Source organism: Serratia sp. JSRIV004, assembly GCF_019968705.1.
GTDB classification, from domain to species: domain Bacteria; phylum Pseudomonadota; class Gammaproteobacteria; order Enterobacterales; family Enterobacteriaceae; genus Chania; species Chania fonticola_B.
In genome coordinates, this window is sequence record NZ_CP074140.1 from 1,798,842 (window position 1) to 1,812,542 (window position 13,701).

15 protein-coding genes and 1 riboswitch are annotated in these 13,701 nt (G+C 52.4%); of the genes, 3 read left to right on the top strand and 12 right to left on the bottom strand.

Going from position 1 to position 13,701, the window contains the following annotated elements; genetic code table 11:
* Position 1: 1 nt before the first annotated feature.
* Both KGP21_RS08630 and KGP21_RS08635 read right to left on the bottom strand, forming a co-directional pair.
* The gene (locus KGP21_RS08630) at positions 2-703 is read right to left on the bottom strand and encodes a Crp/Fnr family transcriptional regulator (protein ID WP_021180018.1); all 702 of its coding nucleotides are present in this window, start codon (positions 701-703) and stop codon (positions 2-4) included.
* Between the two features lie 232 nt (positions 704-935).
* Positions 936-1,604 (bottom strand): DUF3313 domain-containing protein, encoded by a 669-nt coding sequence (locus tag KGP21_RS08635; protein ID WP_094983098.1) that lies wholly within the window; start codon positions 1,602-1,604, stop codon positions 936-938.
* A gap of 1,106 nt (positions 1,605-2,710) precedes the next feature.
* On the opposite strand from KGP21_RS08635, the gene KGP21_RS08640 reads away from it, so the two are divergent.
* Positions 2,711-4,150 carry a GGDEF domain-containing protein gene (locus KGP21_RS08640; RefSeq protein WP_218519707.1) on the top strand — a complete coding sequence of 480 codons (1,440 nt, stop codon included), beginning with the start codon at positions 2,711-2,713 and terminating at the stop codon, positions 4,148-4,150.
* A gap of 4 nt (positions 4,151-4,154) precedes the next feature.
* Here the strand turns inward: KGP21_RS08640 and KGP21_RS08645 are convergent, their stop codons facing one another.
* Positions 4,155-4,316: a YnfU family zinc-binding protein gene (locus KGP21_RS08645; protein ID WP_021180016.1), complete on the bottom strand. Its 162-nt coding sequence runs from the start codon at positions 4,314-4,316 to the stop codon at positions 4,155-4,157.
* A 73-nt stretch (positions 4,317-4,389) separates the two neighbouring features.
* Positions 4,390-4,872, bottom strand: a complete 483-nt coding sequence (locus tag KGP21_RS08650; RefSeq protein WP_021180015.1) for a cold-shock protein — start codon at positions 4,870-4,872, stop codon at positions 4,390-4,392.
* Positions 4,873-5,219: 347 nt separating this feature from the next.
* On the opposite strand from KGP21_RS08650, the gene cspE reads away from it, so the two are divergent.
* The gene (gene cspE, locus KGP21_RS08655) at positions 5,220-5,429 is read left to right on the top strand and encodes a transcription antiterminator/RNA stability regulator CspE (RefSeq protein ID WP_002210315.1); all 210 of its coding nucleotides are present in this window, start codon (positions 5,220-5,222) and stop codon (positions 5,427-5,429) included.
* A 247-nt stretch (positions 5,430-5,676) separates the two neighbouring features.
* Here the strand turns inward: cspE and crcB are convergent, their stop codons facing one another.
* Together crcB and adrA are read right to left on the bottom strand one after the other, a co-directional pair.
* Positions 5,677-6,060: a fluoride efflux transporter CrcB gene (crcB, locus tag KGP21_RS08660; RefSeq protein ID WP_021805340.1), complete on the bottom strand. Its 384-nt coding sequence runs from the start codon at positions 6,058-6,060 to the stop codon at positions 5,677-5,679.
* A gap of 72 nt (positions 6,061-6,132) precedes the next feature.
* Positions 6,133-6,196: riboswitch (Fluoride riboswitch) on the bottom strand.
* A 187-nt stretch (positions 6,197-6,383) separates the two neighbouring features.
* Positions 6,384-7,448, bottom strand: a complete 1,065-nt coding sequence (gene adrA, locus KGP21_RS08665; RefSeq protein WP_021805339.1) for a diguanylate cyclase AdrA — start codon at positions 7,446-7,448, stop codon at positions 6,384-6,386.
* Between the two features lie 219 nt (positions 7,449-7,667).
* Between adrA and tatA the strand changes: the two genes are divergently transcribed.
* Entirely contained in the window at positions 7,668-7,874 is a 207-nt protein-coding gene (gene tatA, locus KGP21_RS08670) for a Sec-independent protein translocase subunit TatA (protein WP_021180013.1), read from the top strand.
* 95 nt (positions 7,875-7,969) lie between these two features.
* Here tatA and lipA read toward each other — a convergent pair whose 3' ends face one another.
* The 6 genes from lipA to mrdB all read right to left on the bottom strand — a co-directional run bounded on the left by lipA (position 7,970) and on the right by mrdB (position 13,699).
* Entirely contained in the window at positions 7,970-8,935 is a 966-nt protein-coding gene (gene lipA / locus KGP21_RS08675; protein WP_021805338.1) for a lipoyl synthase, read from the bottom strand.
* A complete protein-coding gene (lipB, locus tag KGP21_RS08680) occupies positions 8,928-9,596 on the bottom strand; it encodes a lipoyl(octanoyl) transferase LipB (RefSeq protein WP_037375143.1) in 669 nt (222 codons plus the stop codon). Before lipB ends, lipA begins: the two co-directional genes overlap by 8 nt.
* A 135-nt stretch (positions 9,597-9,731) precedes the next feature.
* The gene (gene ybeD / locus KGP21_RS08685) at positions 9,732-9,998 is read right to left on the bottom strand and encodes a DUF493 family protein YbeD (protein ID WP_021180010.1); all 267 of its coding nucleotides are present in this window, start codon (positions 9,996-9,998) and stop codon (positions 9,732-9,734) included.
* A gap of 102 nt (positions 9,999-10,100) precedes the next feature.
* Positions 10,101-11,312: a D-alanyl-D-alanine carboxypeptidase DacA gene (gene dacA / locus KGP21_RS08690; RefSeq protein ID WP_021805336.1), complete on the bottom strand. Its 1,212-nt coding sequence runs from the start codon at positions 11,310-11,312 to the stop codon at positions 10,101-10,103.
* 184 nt (positions 11,313-11,496) lie between these two features.
* Positions 11,497-12,576: an endolytic peptidoglycan transglycosylase RlpA gene (gene rlpA / locus KGP21_RS08695; protein WP_179252151.1), complete on the bottom strand. Its 1,080-nt coding sequence runs from the start codon at positions 12,574-12,576 to the stop codon at positions 11,497-11,499.
* Positions 12,577-12,586: 10 nt separating this feature from the next.
* Positions 12,587-13,699: a peptidoglycan glycosyltransferase MrdB gene (gene mrdB, locus KGP21_RS08700; RefSeq protein WP_021805334.1), complete on the bottom strand. Its 1,113-nt coding sequence runs from the start codon at positions 13,697-13,699 to the stop codon at positions 12,587-12,589.
* Positions 13,700-13,701: the final 2 nt, after the last annotated feature.

Genomic DNA, 13,701 nt, shown 5'->3' on the forward strand with positions numbered 1-13,701 from the left:
ATTAAAACTCGGCCTGTTGGTGTAACCGGACTGGATCGATTACCGCAATCCGTTCACCGTTGACCGTAATAATTTGCTGCTCGCGCAGTTCAAACAGGATGCGGTTGATACTGCGTGGGGCCACGGCAAACTGTTCGCTGAGCTGTTGTTTATTAATGGTGATTTCTCCTTCATTTTTGGCCCCCTGGTGTTGGTAGCTTTGCCACAGCGCATGGCAGACGCGCTGGTGCAATGAATAGAGACTGTCTTCGCCCGCTTTTTTCGACAGCTGATAGTACTGGCTGCTGAACGACTGAATGATTTTCTGGTTGAAGTAATTGTCGACCGTCAGCCAGTGGCAAAAATCGCTGCGTGAAAGCGTCAGTAACGTCACTTCACTGGTCGCTTCTACCGAGCAGATATACGGCCGTTGCTCAAAGATCTCGAGCTCACCCAGCATGTCTCCGGCGTGGTAGCGTGCCTGTAAATATTTACGCCCATCGTCGGCGTGAATAAATACGTCCACATTACCCTGCGCTATCAGGTGAAATTCATGACAAATTTCATGTTGTTGACATATCAGCGTACCTGGCCTGACTTGCTGCAACTGCCAACGGCGTAAAATAGCCAACGGGCAATATTTCAGCAGGTCGTAAAGTATGGCATCACCGGTAACCAGTTCGACAACGCTCAACCATTCACTGTTTTTTTTGTCGTTCTGCATAGCGTTAACTATAAAGTTCCTCGGCAGGTAAGGACAGGACGCCGGTCCGACGGCAATGTCAAAAAGGGCGTAAAACTGGAAGCTGGCTCTGATATTAGAATATTGCTCGGGACATTTGTCCCAGCTTGTTTATCGATAATGGGGGAATGTGATGGTGCTCACATATTAAATGGGAAAGAGGGAGCTGGGGAAAAGAGGGGGAAAACTATTTCCCCCTCTTTTGCAGCACTAATTATAGTTTCGGAAAGTTCACAATATCCGTCACCATATCATCAATGGCTTTCTTCACGTCGGCCAAGGTGATTGGGGCATTTTCATTACTGACCGTTTTACCCAAGCCTTTACGGACTACGGCCAGGACCGTTTTACCGGTATCTTGATCGATCAGTTTGATTTCCATGAATAATGCAGTGTCTTGCGTTCTGTGTCCGCTGGCGGCCATGGTGGTGGCGATCACTGCGCCAATTGGCACAACTTCATAGAATTGCACCCCTTCGTTTTCAGCCGTTACCGCAGTAATGGCAACTTTGGCGACCAGTACGCGTGAGCCTGATGGGGTAGGCAATAGCGTTGTACGTTGTGCAACGGCATTTCTTAGTGAGGTGCTGGCGTACTCTCTGATCTGATCCAGCGTTTGCTGGCTCACCCGGGCAGTGGGTTTTGCCGGTGGGTAGAAGACCAACGGGGTAATATAGATGCCACGATAATTAGACTCTTTAAAACCTGGAGCGACCCAGCGTAAAACCTGATGTCCGCTGGCGGTTTCCGTTTTTTGCAGTTTGCTATAGTCCTGCAGGAACCCGGAATACTGCGTAGTTTCTGCAACCTTGGAGGTACATCCCGCCAGCAACATACCCGCAGCCAAAGCGGCCGCGATAACGCCAAAACGATTTTTTTTCATATACTTCCCATCGTGAAGTAGGGGGGGGATTGTGCCTAAAAAATATAGCACTAACCTGCAAAATAAGATATTGGAGAGCTCTTACAGAAAAATAGCGTTGTTACAGATTGGTTTTTATTACGGCAGGGATAGCTCATTAATAAACCTTGACGCAATGGCGTCGCCAAAGGATTTGTAATGCAAGGCCTGCAATTCCCCCGGAAAGCGGCAATCGGTATACTGTACACACCATAAAAAGCCATGTTGCCATTGGTTACATTTAATCTCCTGTCAGAGTAAAACTACTGGTTTGTCAGTGCCTTCTATCAGGCGTTACATCTGGCACATCATCCTTACCCAAGCATGACATTTCTATACACTCGCGCTGGTAAGGTTATTCCAGCCCGATGATGTTGTGTTAGTCCTGTAGTGTATTACCATCCCTTTGATTTTATCCCGCCTTGTGCGGGATTTTTTTGCGCGTCCAGTGTGCTCAAGGTATTACCCCGGCTGGCAGCGGTTAGATAGCGAGGTGACTTGCTGTTCAAGAGAGGGGGGGAGCTTAGAGTGATCCACTTTTTCTGCACAATTGAGGGTTATGATAAGCCAGTTATTAGTCCGTTTGGGCTAACACTGCATTTCGTTACTTTATGCCCGGTTCCTAGCCGGGCTTTTTTCCCCCTAGGGTCTGCTTAAGCTTGCTGTTTTACCATCACTACCCGTACTGGCCTGTGGGCCTGCGCCGTAACTGTCAATTAAGTTGTCGATCTCCAGCCAGCCCGCAGCGCTTTACGGGCTTTTCTCATTGCGCTTCTGCTGGCGTTGCAGGAAAATAACCCATAAGTAAGAAGAGTCTTAACCTTATACCCTTATAATTTCTCATAGTTTGTTATTTCAATAGCGTTAACAATTTAGACTATGCTGTTAACAACCGCTTTCGTTAAAGGGATGAGTCTGGCGAACAGGATTTTAAATTTTCAGCGGCGAATTAAGCTAATAAGACAAGATAAGGTTTTTGATTGATTTAATTGACCATTTTAATGGGCGTTGTGGTTCGTTGTGACTTTTTTGGGGAAAGAAAGCATGCTTATAGTCAGTGTTGTTATTATTGCCTCGCAGGTTATTTCATGAGCGCAGAAAGACAGCGTTTGCCAGCGACGGTTCTGCTGGTCAATGTATTTTTATTGGCTTACCTGCTTTCCTTGTTTGGTATTTTCACCCGTCCGTTAGGGTCACTCTCCCTGTTTTGGCCGGTGAATGCTATTTTGCTTGGCTTGATGCTGCGTAAGCCTGGCTATGCGACGATGTTGGGGTGGATAGGTACCTATCTTGGCATGATCGCCGCCGATCTCAGCACCGGCGAAAACTGGTCATTGGCACTTTGGCTAAATGCCTGCAATATGGCGCTGATTGCCACCGGCTATGCCGTGATGTCGATGCTGCCCAAGTCTCAACGGCGTATGGGCAAGCCCCAGGCAATTTTGTATATGTTTACTGCCTGTCTGCTTGGGGCCGCGCTGTCGGCAACGCTGTCGGTGTTACGCACTGACAGTCAATACAACAATACGCTGATCATTGCCTGGATGTCCTGGTTTAGCGAACAGTTCTCGACCAACCTGTTAATCCTGCCGGTCGTGCTTGCCGCCCCACGCTTAAAACAATTGCTGAGCCTGCAATTTGGCTGGCAATTGCGCTCCAGCCTGCCTTTGCTGGCGTTGTTGCTTTCATTGGCGCTTAGCGTGTATATCGGTGGACCGGGCGCCATAGCCTTCCCCATCCCTGCACTGTTATGGTGCGCCGTGCGTTATCATTTATTTACCGTCACCTTGCTGACGTTTCTTACCGGCGTGACGGAGATTGTCAGCATTTCTGCCAATCTGATGCTGTATGAAACGCCGGGAGCGCGAGGGGCGGTGATGGACAGCCTGATGTCAGCCCGTTTGGGCATCGCCATGCTGGTGATGGGGCCGCTGATTTTGTCCAGCTCGATTGCCGTTAGCCGTAAACTGCTGCGCCGGCTGGAACACAGTGCGAATCACGACTTCCTTACCGGGACGCTGGCGCGTAGTGCTTTAACGCGCAAAGGCAAGGAAATGCTGGAACAGAAGCAGCGTACGAAAGAGGCGGTGTCGTTGCTGTTAATCGATATCGATCACTTTAAATTGATCAATGATACCCATGGTCATGCCATCGGTGACCACGTCCTGGCGGCATTCGCTCATATTTTGCGGCGTGAACTGCGCCACGACCAGTTATTTGGCCGTCTGGGGGGCGAAGAGTTTGCCATTATGCTGCCGCGGGCGCTGGGGACGCAGGCCGTGGCCTTGGGGGAACATTTGCGCCGGCGGATAGAAAGCGCCGAACTGAACCCCAACGGCAAGGCGCCATTGCGGATCACGATTAGTGTGGGTGTGGCGAGTTTGGCAATGAATGAGGATAAATCACTGGAACAGCTGATGAATATGGCCGACATTGCGCTTTATCGTGCCAAGTCCCAGGGCCGTAACTGCGTCGAATCGTTTAACATGGTCAGCGGCAACAGCCTCAACCATGTCATATTCAAATAGCGTTTCAGCCCTGCTTTGGTGCGAATTGCGTGCCGCAGTTAGGGCAAATCAAGGTGCTGAGTTTACGCAGTTTTGAACATTGCTGTTCGGTAACATAAGCACACTTTGGGCAGGCAATTTGAGTGGTGCGGTTATTGTAACCTTTAACGCTGGTGGATTCAGACATATCGCGTACCTGTGTCAGGTGAAAACCCACGCTAACACAGGTGCTATTAAATAGCTTCCAATGTTTTCAGGGGCTATAGGGTCTTCAACGCCTGCACGGTTTCATCGATATCGATTTCATGCTCAGAGAAGACGTGAGTCGCGTTCTGGAAGGTGGTGATTGAGAGCATACGCAGCGTTTCCGTGGCGGTTTGTGGCGCTTCGGCGACTTGCGGACGGATACGGTTCATCAGCAACCCAACGGACAACACGGTGTTCTCTTTATCGACCTCCACCTTGACCGGCACTTCTTTGGTGAAGGTATCGAAGGACTTGATGCTGGAGATTTTGATTCTCTCGTTGGCGATGGTGATGTACTTGCTTGGTGCTTGTACCTTTACCGCATAGGCCGATGGCCCTTTGGTATTGTTGGTTGGCTCAAAGGTTACCAGCGCGTTTTTCTTAATCAGCTCTGGGTTTTGCACTTTAATCACGTGAAAATAACGATTTTCCCCGTTCTCGTCGGTGATAAAACCGAAGCCTTTGTCTTCAAAAAAAGTCGTTATCTTGCCGTTCATGGTCATTCTCATCAGGTCGTTCGTAACAGCGCTAATGATAACGCGTAATGCCTTGCAGTGACAGGGGGGACGGTGTTTCATCAGCAAGACGAAAACCTAAAAACGGCGGGTTCAGGGGCAACAATGGGCCACATAGGTGTTTAATCGGTCTCTCAACGGTTTTTTGGCTGATTGGGCTGCCTTGGCCGTCTCTGGTAACCGCGGACATCAATTTACAGGGTAAATAACCGACTTTTTCACTTTTTATCGATTTTATGTGATCTGTGTTGTGGACAAAATCCCGTCTAATTGCTGTACTGTATTGGACACACATTTTGTGTCTTACATTCACGTTAAAGGTAAGTTTGATGTCTAAGATTAAAGGTAGCGTTAAGTGGTTTAATGAATCTAAAGGTTTCGGTTTCATTACTCCTGAAGATGGTAGCAAGGACGTTTTCGTTCACTTCTCTGCCATCGCTAGCAATGGTTTCAAAACTCTTGCTGAAGGCCAGCGTGTAGAATTTGAAATTACGAACGGTGCCAAAGGGCCATCTGCTGCTAACGTTATCGCTATCTAAGCTACAGTAGCCAAAATTGTTAAAACCCGCTCCATGAGCGGGTTTTTTATGCTTTTTTTTCAGGCCAGGGAGGTTAAGAGAACAGGTAAACCTTGATGAAGGCCAGGACGATCAGCACGCACGTCAGGGTGACAATCCATTCAGTAGTGGTTTTTGGCAGGGTAAACATTCAATTCCTCACTCAGCACAGGTTACTGAGCGAGGATTATCCCGATGGCAGATTAAGAAAACATTAAGCCCCGAGTTTTCATTGGCCGTAGAACGCTCTGACCAGCATAAAGGCCAACAGCGTCATCGCCAGCGAACCCGCCAGGTTGAGCAGCATATTGGTGATGGCCCAGACAACGCGCCCGTCCTGCAACAGATAAACCACTTCAAGCGAGAAGGTAGAGAAGGTAGTCAACCCGCCGCAAAAGCCGGTAGTGATCAGCAGTTTCCAAACTGGGTCAATGTGTGTCATACGGATAAACAACGCCAAGGCCAGCCCGATGATAAACCCCCCCACCAGGTTTACGGTCAAAGTGCCCAAGGGAATATGAGGATGTACAGGGTTGAGCTTAAGGCTCACTGCCCAGCGCAAGACGCTACCCAAACCACCGCCAATAAATACAGCCAGTAAAGAACTCCACATGGTGATAAACCCTATCTAAAGATGGAAGATGCTCAGAAAGGTTCAGGCAAGCGCCTACGCACCTCTCTGAGAGGTTACGTAGACATCATCAGCCTGTGAAAGGCGGTTATGGAGGAATGTCATCTCCGTTTGTTGGCGCGAAACAATCGCGCGGGGCAGATTTTACACCTTGTCGCTGTGGTTTTGTAGTAGCTTCAGCCAGACAGGAATTACTCACTTCAATAACCGCAGTTAACACCGCACACCTGTTACGCTATTTCTCGACGCCATTTCTCCAACCAATTTATCAAGTCATTAAGCTATCAACTTAATAAACTAGTGGGCTAGCATTGATGTACGGCGAGTTCCTGCCGGTTGCGGCCATTATTTTTTGCCCGATACAGTGCGGTATCGGCGGCCTTCAACCATTCCTGGTAGCCGGGCATCTCGGGCTGGTAATCGGCGACCCCGGCGCTGATATTCAGCTTTAACCCAGGGGCTTCACGGAAGACGACCTCGTTCAGGCGCTCCTGAATGCGGTGGAGCGCCAGGCTGGCCTGTTCGGCACTGGTATTTGGCAACACCGCGCCAAACTCATCACCGCCGTAGCGCCCCACGATATCCATCGCCCGAAGCCCTAACACCAATTCTTCCGCCAGAACGATCAGCGCCTCATCCCCCAGCCCATGGCCGAAGGTGTCGTTGATGGCTTTGAAATGGTCAATATCCATCAGGATCAGCGTAGCCGGATGATTATAGCGCCGGCAGCTATCAAACTCATTGTGCAGCAGGTGTTCCCAATGGCGGCGGTTAAACACGCCGGTCAAGCCATCACGCGTGCTGATGCGCAATAACTCCTGTTGCTTTTCTGCCAGCCGCTTGGCGGTTTGGTAGGTCACATAACCCAGGAAGACTGGGTAGATGAAGATCATCGGCAGACACAGATAAACCTGCAGCGGTGTGGATTGTGGCGTAAAGGGGAAGCCCAGTATCGCACTGGTCACCAGCGCCCCGATAATTTGCGCTATCAGGCCTTTGAAATACAGAGACGGCCCACCGGAAGCGATATTATTCATCCCCATCATCGACAGGATCACCACGGCGGGGAGCGCATTGAAACCCATGATGGCAACCCACATCCCACCTAGCAGTGCATCGATGAGCAGGTTGCGGATCTCGGTGGCGTAGGGGGCTTCGCTGCGGATAGACCATTGATAAGCGACATGTGGCCAGATAAAGCCATTCACTGCCAGCAAGATCCACACACCAACCGGCTGATGAACTGGATAGAGCGCCGTCAGTACGCACAAGAAACCAATCCCCAGGCCGACAATACGTGGCAGGTAGAGGCGCCTGGCGAAGTTGAGGCCCGCACGCCGGGTGTTAATAGCCGATAGAGCTGTTGGCATCCCATGTATCCCTGTGATGAATTATGCAGCCGGCCTGGAGCCGGAAAAAAGCGAATAGCTAAGAATATGCCCTATAATCTAAGCATAGAACATCTTGGGTAGATCTCACCTTGTTACAACTGGTTGTTGTTATAGCCGAAATAAAGTCGCTAAATACCCATAGACAAAGTTTGTTCCAGCGCTGCGTCCTGCAGCCATAAATGAATAAAGAAGGTGAATATGGAAGGTATCAGTATTACCAAGCTGCTGGTCATTGCGGTGTTGATCGTCTTGCTGTTCGGCACCAGCAAACTGCGTACTCTGGGCGCGGATCTGGGTGCTGCGCTGAAAGGCTTTAAAAAAGCGGTGGGCGATGACACCCCTCCTGCACAGAATACGGCTGAAACGCCTACCGCGCAGCAGAGCGTCGAAAAGAAAGACGTTTAAACGTTTCTGCTGTTGAGCCATAAAAAACGGATGCCGCAAGGACATCCGTTTTTTGGCGTTAATCGCAGGTGAAGCGTAACAAAAGATTACCGCAGTTACTTCACTTCCAGCCCTTTGGCCTGCAAGTCCGCATGATAGGACGAGCGCACAAACGGGCCGCAGGCAGCATGGGTAAAGCCCATTGCCATCGCTTCTTCTTTCATTTCGTCAAACTCCGCCGGGCTGACATAGCGCTGCACTGGCAGATGGTGACGGCTTGGTTGCAGATACTGCCCCAGCGTTAGCATGGTTACGCCATGACGGCGCAGATCGCGCATCACTTCCACGATTTCCGCGTTGGTTTCACCCAAACCTACCATCAGGCCGGATTTGGTCGGGATCGAGGGGTGAGCTTCCTTAAAGCGCTCCAGCAACTTCAATGACCACTCGTAATTAGCCCCGGGACGTACCTGGCGATAAACACGCGGCACGTTTTCCAGGTTGTGGTTAAACACGTCTGGTGGCGTGGCGGTAAGGATTTCCAGCGCACGATCCATACGGCCACGGAAGTCTGGCACCAGGGTTTCGATCTTGATGTTCGGGCTTTTGGCTCTGATGGCGGTAATGCAGTCGGCAAAGTGCTGCGCGCCACCGTCACGTAAATCGTCACGGTCAACCGAGGTGATCACCACATAGCGCAGTGCCATGTCGGCAATGGTTTGCCCCAGCTTTTCCGGCTCGTTGGCATCGGGAGCCACCGGGCGGCCATGGGCCACGTCGCAGAATGGGCAACGGCGGGTACAGATAGCCCCCAGGATCATGAAGGTGGCGGTACCGTGGTTAAAGCACTCAGACAGGTTGGGGCATGACGCCTCTTCGCAGACCGAATGCAGGCCATTTTTGCGCATCGCGGCCTTGATGCCTTGAATGCGCGTAGAGTCGGCAGGGAGCTTGATCTTCATCCACTCGGGTTTGCGTAACAATTCCTGGCGCTCGGTGATGACCGTTTTTACCGGGATCAACGCCATTTTGTCTGCATCGCGGTATTTGACGCCGCGTTCCATCTGAATCGGTTTACTCATAATCGTGCAGGTTCCAGTTACGAAGCTCGACCGTCTGGTAGCCGAGTAAATGTACAAATTCCTGTACCAGAATGGGATGCACATCGGCGATCCCGACACCTGGTGCCAGCGCGCTGACTTGTGTCATCTGCATTCCGGCATAACCGCAGGGGTTGATGCGTTGGAAAGGGGTGAGATCCATAGCGACATTCAGGGCCAGGCCATGAAATGAGCTACCTTTGCGGATCCGCAAGCCTAATGAACAAATCTTTTGTTCACCCACGTACACGCCGGGCGCATCCGGGCGCGCGCGTGATTCGATCTTGAAATGGGCGAGGGTATTGATAACGGTCTCTTCCAAGGCCGTGACGAGTTGGCGAACACCCACCTTGTTGCGCTTCAGATCCACCATCACGTACATCACCTGCTGGCCGGGGCCATGATAGGTGACCTGGCCGCCGCGATCGCTCTGGATCACCGGGATATCGCCTGGCATCAGCAGATGTTCTGCCTTACCGGCCTGCCCTTGGGTGAACACGGCTTGATGCTGCACCAGCCACAATTCATCGAGCGTGGATTCGTCGCGGTGATTGGTGAAGCTGTGCATGGCTTGGGATACAGGCTCATAGGGCTGCAACCCTAGCTGACGGAGAATGATCTTATTGTGTTGCAAGCGGGGCATCGTCAGGTTACAGAAGTGGTAAAAACATTATACCGGGCGCTCTGGCCCGCGACCAGCATTTATCCCTGGCGAACCAGAGCAACCCGGACAGCGGTGGCGCTGAACCAGGTTGGCTGGCAGGGAGTTATGCTGTAATTACAGCACCATACGGACAATTTCAATATTGCCCAACTCTTCATATAACGTTTCCACCTGATCGATATGGGTGGCGGTGATGGTGATGGAAACGGAGTGGTAGTTGCCTTTGCTGCTCGGTTTGACCTGAGGATTGTAATCCCCTGGAGCATGGCGTTGCACCACTTCAACCACCTGGTCTACCAGCTCGGGGTGTGCCAGACCCATTACCTTGTAGGTAAAGGTACAAGGGAATTCGAGCAGTTCGTTCAGTTTAGTCTTTTGCATGTAGGTGCGCTCCAGCTGTGGCGGATCTCTAAATTATAACTCCCGCCGGGGCGGGAGTTAGTGTTAATTGTTATATGGGGCCGAACTCAGCCGATTCAAGGGTTAACCGAACCAGTGATGGAACATCAGGCGGATATAATCCACGATGCGGCCAAAGAAGCCACCTTCTTTCACTTCGTTCAGCACCACCAGCGGGCGCTGATCGATGGTTTTGCCATCCAGCTGGAAATTGATGGTGCCAACGACCTGGTTTTTGGCCAGCGGAGCATGAATTTCCGGGGTGTTCAGCACATAGCTGGCTTTCAAATCTTTCATCCGGCCGCGTGGGATGGTCAGGTAGGCATCTTTGTCTACGCCCAGCTCAACGCGATCGGCATCGCCGAACCAAACGGGTTCAGAAGCGAACTCTTTGCCTGCTTTCAGTGGTGCGACGGTTTCAAAGAAGCGGAAGCCCCAGGTCAGCAGTTTTTTGCTCTCGGTTTCGCGGCCTTTATAGGTACGGCCACCCAGCACGGCGGAGATCAGACGCATCTGGCCTTCCGTCGCTGAAGCTACCAGGTTATAACCCGCCGAATTGGTGTGGCCGGTTTTAATCCCATCGACGTTCAGGCTGGTATCCCACAGCAGACCGTTACGGTTCATCTGACGGATATTGTTGAAGGTGAACTCTTTTTCTTTATAGATAGCGTATTCGTCTGGCACATCGCGGATCAGCGCCTGGCCGATCAACGCCATATCACGCGCCGAGCTGAACTGACCTTCCGCATCCAGGCCGTGCACGGTTTGGAAGTGGGTGTTTTGCAGGCCGAGCTGTTTGACGTAGGTATTCATCAGGTTCACGAACGCATCCTGGCTACCTGCGACGTAGTCCGCCATGGCGACACAGGCATCGTTACCGGATTGCAGGTTGATACCACGAGTCAGCTTGGAGACCGGTACGCGGTCCCCCGGCTTGAGGAACATCAGTGAGGAACCTTTGAACACCGGGTTGCCGGTAGCCCAGGCATCCTGACCCACGGTGACCAGATCGTCCTGGCCAATCTTGCCGGATTTCAGCGCCTGGCCGATGACGTAGCTGGTCATCATTTTGGTCAGGCTGGCAGGGTCGCGGCGTGCGTCGGCGTTCGATTCCGCCAACACTTTACCGGAGTTGTAATCAATCAGGATGTAGGCCTCGGCATCAATCTGCGGCACACCTGGGATCATGGTTTTAATATTAACGTCGTCTGCGTGGGCAACTGACGCTGCGCTGAGCGCGATGGCAGTGCCAAGCGTGAGGCTTTTGATTAAGCGAAAAGAGGTTACCTGTTTCATGATCGGGACTACAACATCCGTAAAAGTTAAGTTAAAAAACGAGTCACACTATAGCAGACGGGGCCCCGGCAGGCATTAGCCATTCGGCCGACAGTAGGGGGTTTACACAGATTTACCTGAAAGAAAATGTTTCAGATAAGTCAACGACCTGCTGTCGGCGGCATCGGCCTGCCGAGTTTCACGACTAGGGTGCGGCAGTGATAAAGGACTGTTGTTGTGCCTCACTGGCCAGACGCTGTTGCAGCTGTGCGGCCTGTTGACGATTGCTGAACGGGCCAAGCTGCACGCGGTAGACGGCGCCGTTGGCGGCGACCTTACCAGGAACGCCAAACTGCTGGCTCAGCTGTTGTTGCCAGCTTTGCGCACGCTCGGCATTACTCAGGGCACCTACTTGTACGACATAGCTACCGCTGGTACTGGCTGCGGCTGCGGTGGCCACAACCGGGGCTGCAGTTGGCGCGCTGATGACCGGTTGGGGTTCTGTCCCTTCCAATACGCCAGGGGCTAACGGCTGCGGCGCACCAAGGAAACCACCGCTACGACCAGTGGAGGCGGCAGGGGTAGTGCTGCTGTCGTTGTAGTTCATGCTGCCGTTGTCAATCGTTTGAGCAGCAGGGGCGGCAATCGGTGCTGATTGCTGCATCGGTGCATCCATACCGCTGCCGGAACTGAGATCCGGGCGTGGAGGCAGGGCGTAGCTCTGTTTGGCGACGACGGTACCCACGGTACCAGGGCCGCTCAACGTGCCGTCTGGAGCAACCTTGATAAAGTCGACCTTCACCTTGGTGTTGCTGGACAGGTTGAGGCGATCGGCGGCAGCTTTGGACAGATCGATAATCCGGCCAGAAGTATAAGGGCCGCGATCGTTCACGCGTACCACCAGTTGACGGCCATTGGCCAGGTTAGTGACGCGTACATAGCTAGGAATAGGCAAGGTGGGATGTGCAGCGGTCAGCGCATTGGGATCGAACCGCTCACCAATGGCGGTAGTGTTGCCGTTGGCCTCTTCACCGTACCAGGCCGCCAGGCCGGTTTGCGAGAAGTTCTGCGGATCTTGCACGATACGATAAGTGTCGCCATTAACCTTATAATCCTGCAGGGTACCAGGGTTATAGGGTTCATAGTGAGGCTCCACGCCGCCGATTTCGGTCACCGGCCCGTTGTAGGCTTGTTGCACCGGAGCCTGTGTTTCTTCCGTCGTGGTACAGGCGGAAAGTAATACCGCAGCAGCAACCGCGCCGACCCAAAGCCATTCCTTACGCATTGCACACCTCTTATAGATTTTTAGACAACATTTTCCGATGCGTGTGGATCGACATCACGATGCCGAACCCAGCCATGAGTACGATCAGCGCCGACCCCCCGTAACTGACCAAAGGCAAAGGTACGCCAACTACCGGTAAAATGCCACTGACCATACCAATGTTAACAAACACATAGACAAACAGGATCAGCATCAGCCCACCGACCATTACGCGGCCAAAGGTGGTCTGTGCCCGGGCGGCAATCATCAACCCGCGGATAATCACCAGCAGATACAGCACCAGCAGCACCAGTACGCCGATCAGGCCAAGTTCTTCCGCCAACACCGCGAAGATAAAGTCGGTATGGCGTTCCGGCAGGAATTCCAGCTGAGACTGAGTGCCGTGCAGCCAGCCTTTACCCGATAGGCCACCAGAGCCGATGGCGATTTTCGACTGAATAATATGGTAACCGGCCCCTAACGGATCGCTTTCCGGATCGAGCAGCATCATCACGCGGTCACGCTGATAGCCGTGCATCAGGAAGAACCACAACACCGGGATAAAGGCGGCCAGCGCTACGGCAGCCACAGCGATCAGCTTCCAGCTCATTCCCGACAGGAACAGCACAAACAGGCCAGAGGCGGCGATCAGGATCGAGGTGCCCAGATCGGGCTGTGCGGCAACCAGCAAAGTGGGCAGGAAGATCAGCACTAGCGCGATGCCGGTATTCTTCAGCGAAGGCGGGCACACGTCACGGTTCATAAAGCGTGCCACCATCAGCGGCACGGCGATCTTGGCGATTTCCGAAGGCTGGAAGCGCACAAAGCCCAGATCCAGCCAGCGCTGCGCCCCTTTACTGATTTGGCCAAAGGCATCCACCAGGATCAGCAATATCACGCAGAAAATATACAGGTAGGGTGCCCAGCTTTCATAAACCCGCGGTGGGATTTGCGCCATCACGCCCATCACGATCAGCCCCATCAGGATCTGGCCGATTTTGCGCTCCATCATGCCCATATCCTGGCCGCTGGCGCTCCACATCACCACGGCGCTGTAGATCAGCAGGGCCAGAATAAACAGCAGGAATGTCGGGTCGATATGGATTTTGGTCCAGATAGAGCCCTTTTGTTGGCTTTCAGTCATGT

Coding starts and splice junctions, on each gene's coding strand:
- adrA (WP_021805339.1), bottom strand. CDS start 7,448: ATGCCAACAGCTCTATCGGCTATTAACACCCGGCGTGCGGGCCTCAAC.
- KGP21_RS08630 (WP_021180018.1), bottom strand. CDS start 703: ATGCAGAACGACAAAAAAAACAGTGAATGGTTGAGCGTTGTCGAACTG.
- cspE (WP_002210315.1), top strand. CDS start 5,220: ATGTCTAAGATTAAAGGTAGCGTTAAGTGGTTTAATGAATCTAAAGGT.
- KGP21_RS08645 (WP_021180016.1), bottom strand. CDS start 4,316: ATGTCTGAATCCACCAGCGTTAAAGGTTACAATAACCGCACCACTCAA.
- KGP21_RS08640 (WP_218519707.1), top strand. CDS start 2,711: ATGAGCGCAGAAAGACAGCGTTTGCCAGCGACGGTTCTGCTGGTCAAT.
- KGP21_RS08650 (WP_021180015.1), bottom strand. CDS start 4,872: ATGAACGGCAAGATAACGACTTTTTTTGAAGACAAAGGCTTCGGTTTT.
- mrdB (WP_021805334.1), bottom strand. CDS start 13,699: ATGACTGAAAGCCAACAAAAGGGCTCTATCTGGACCAAAATCCATATC.
- crcB (WP_021805340.1), bottom strand. CDS start 6,060: ATGTGGAGTTCTTTACTGGCTGTATTTATTGGCGGTGGTTTGGGTAGC.
- rlpA (WP_179252151.1), bottom strand. CDS start 12,576: ATGCGTAAGGAATGGCTTTGGGTCGGCGCGGTTGCTGCTGCGGTATTA.
- lipB (WP_037375143.1), bottom strand. CDS start 9,596: ATGCCCCGCTTGCAACACAATAAGATCATTCTCCGTCAGCTAGGGTTG.
- ybeD (WP_021180010.1), bottom strand. CDS start 9,998: ATGCAAAAGACTAAACTGAACGAACTGCTCGAATTCCCTTGTACCTTT.
- lipA (WP_021805338.1), bottom strand. CDS start 8,935: ATGAGTAAACCGATTCAGATGGAACGCGGCGTCAAATACCGCGATGCA.
- KGP21_RS08635 (WP_094983098.1), bottom strand. CDS start 1,604: ATGAAAAAAAATCGTTTTGGCGTTATCGCGGCCGCTTTGGCTGCGGGT.
- dacA (WP_021805336.1), bottom strand. CDS start 11,312: ATGAAACAGGTAACCTCTTTTCGCTTAATCAAAAGCCTCACGCTTGGC.
- tatA (WP_021180013.1), top strand. CDS start 7,668: ATGGAAGGTATCAGTATTACCAAGCTGCTGGTCATTGCGGTGTTGATC.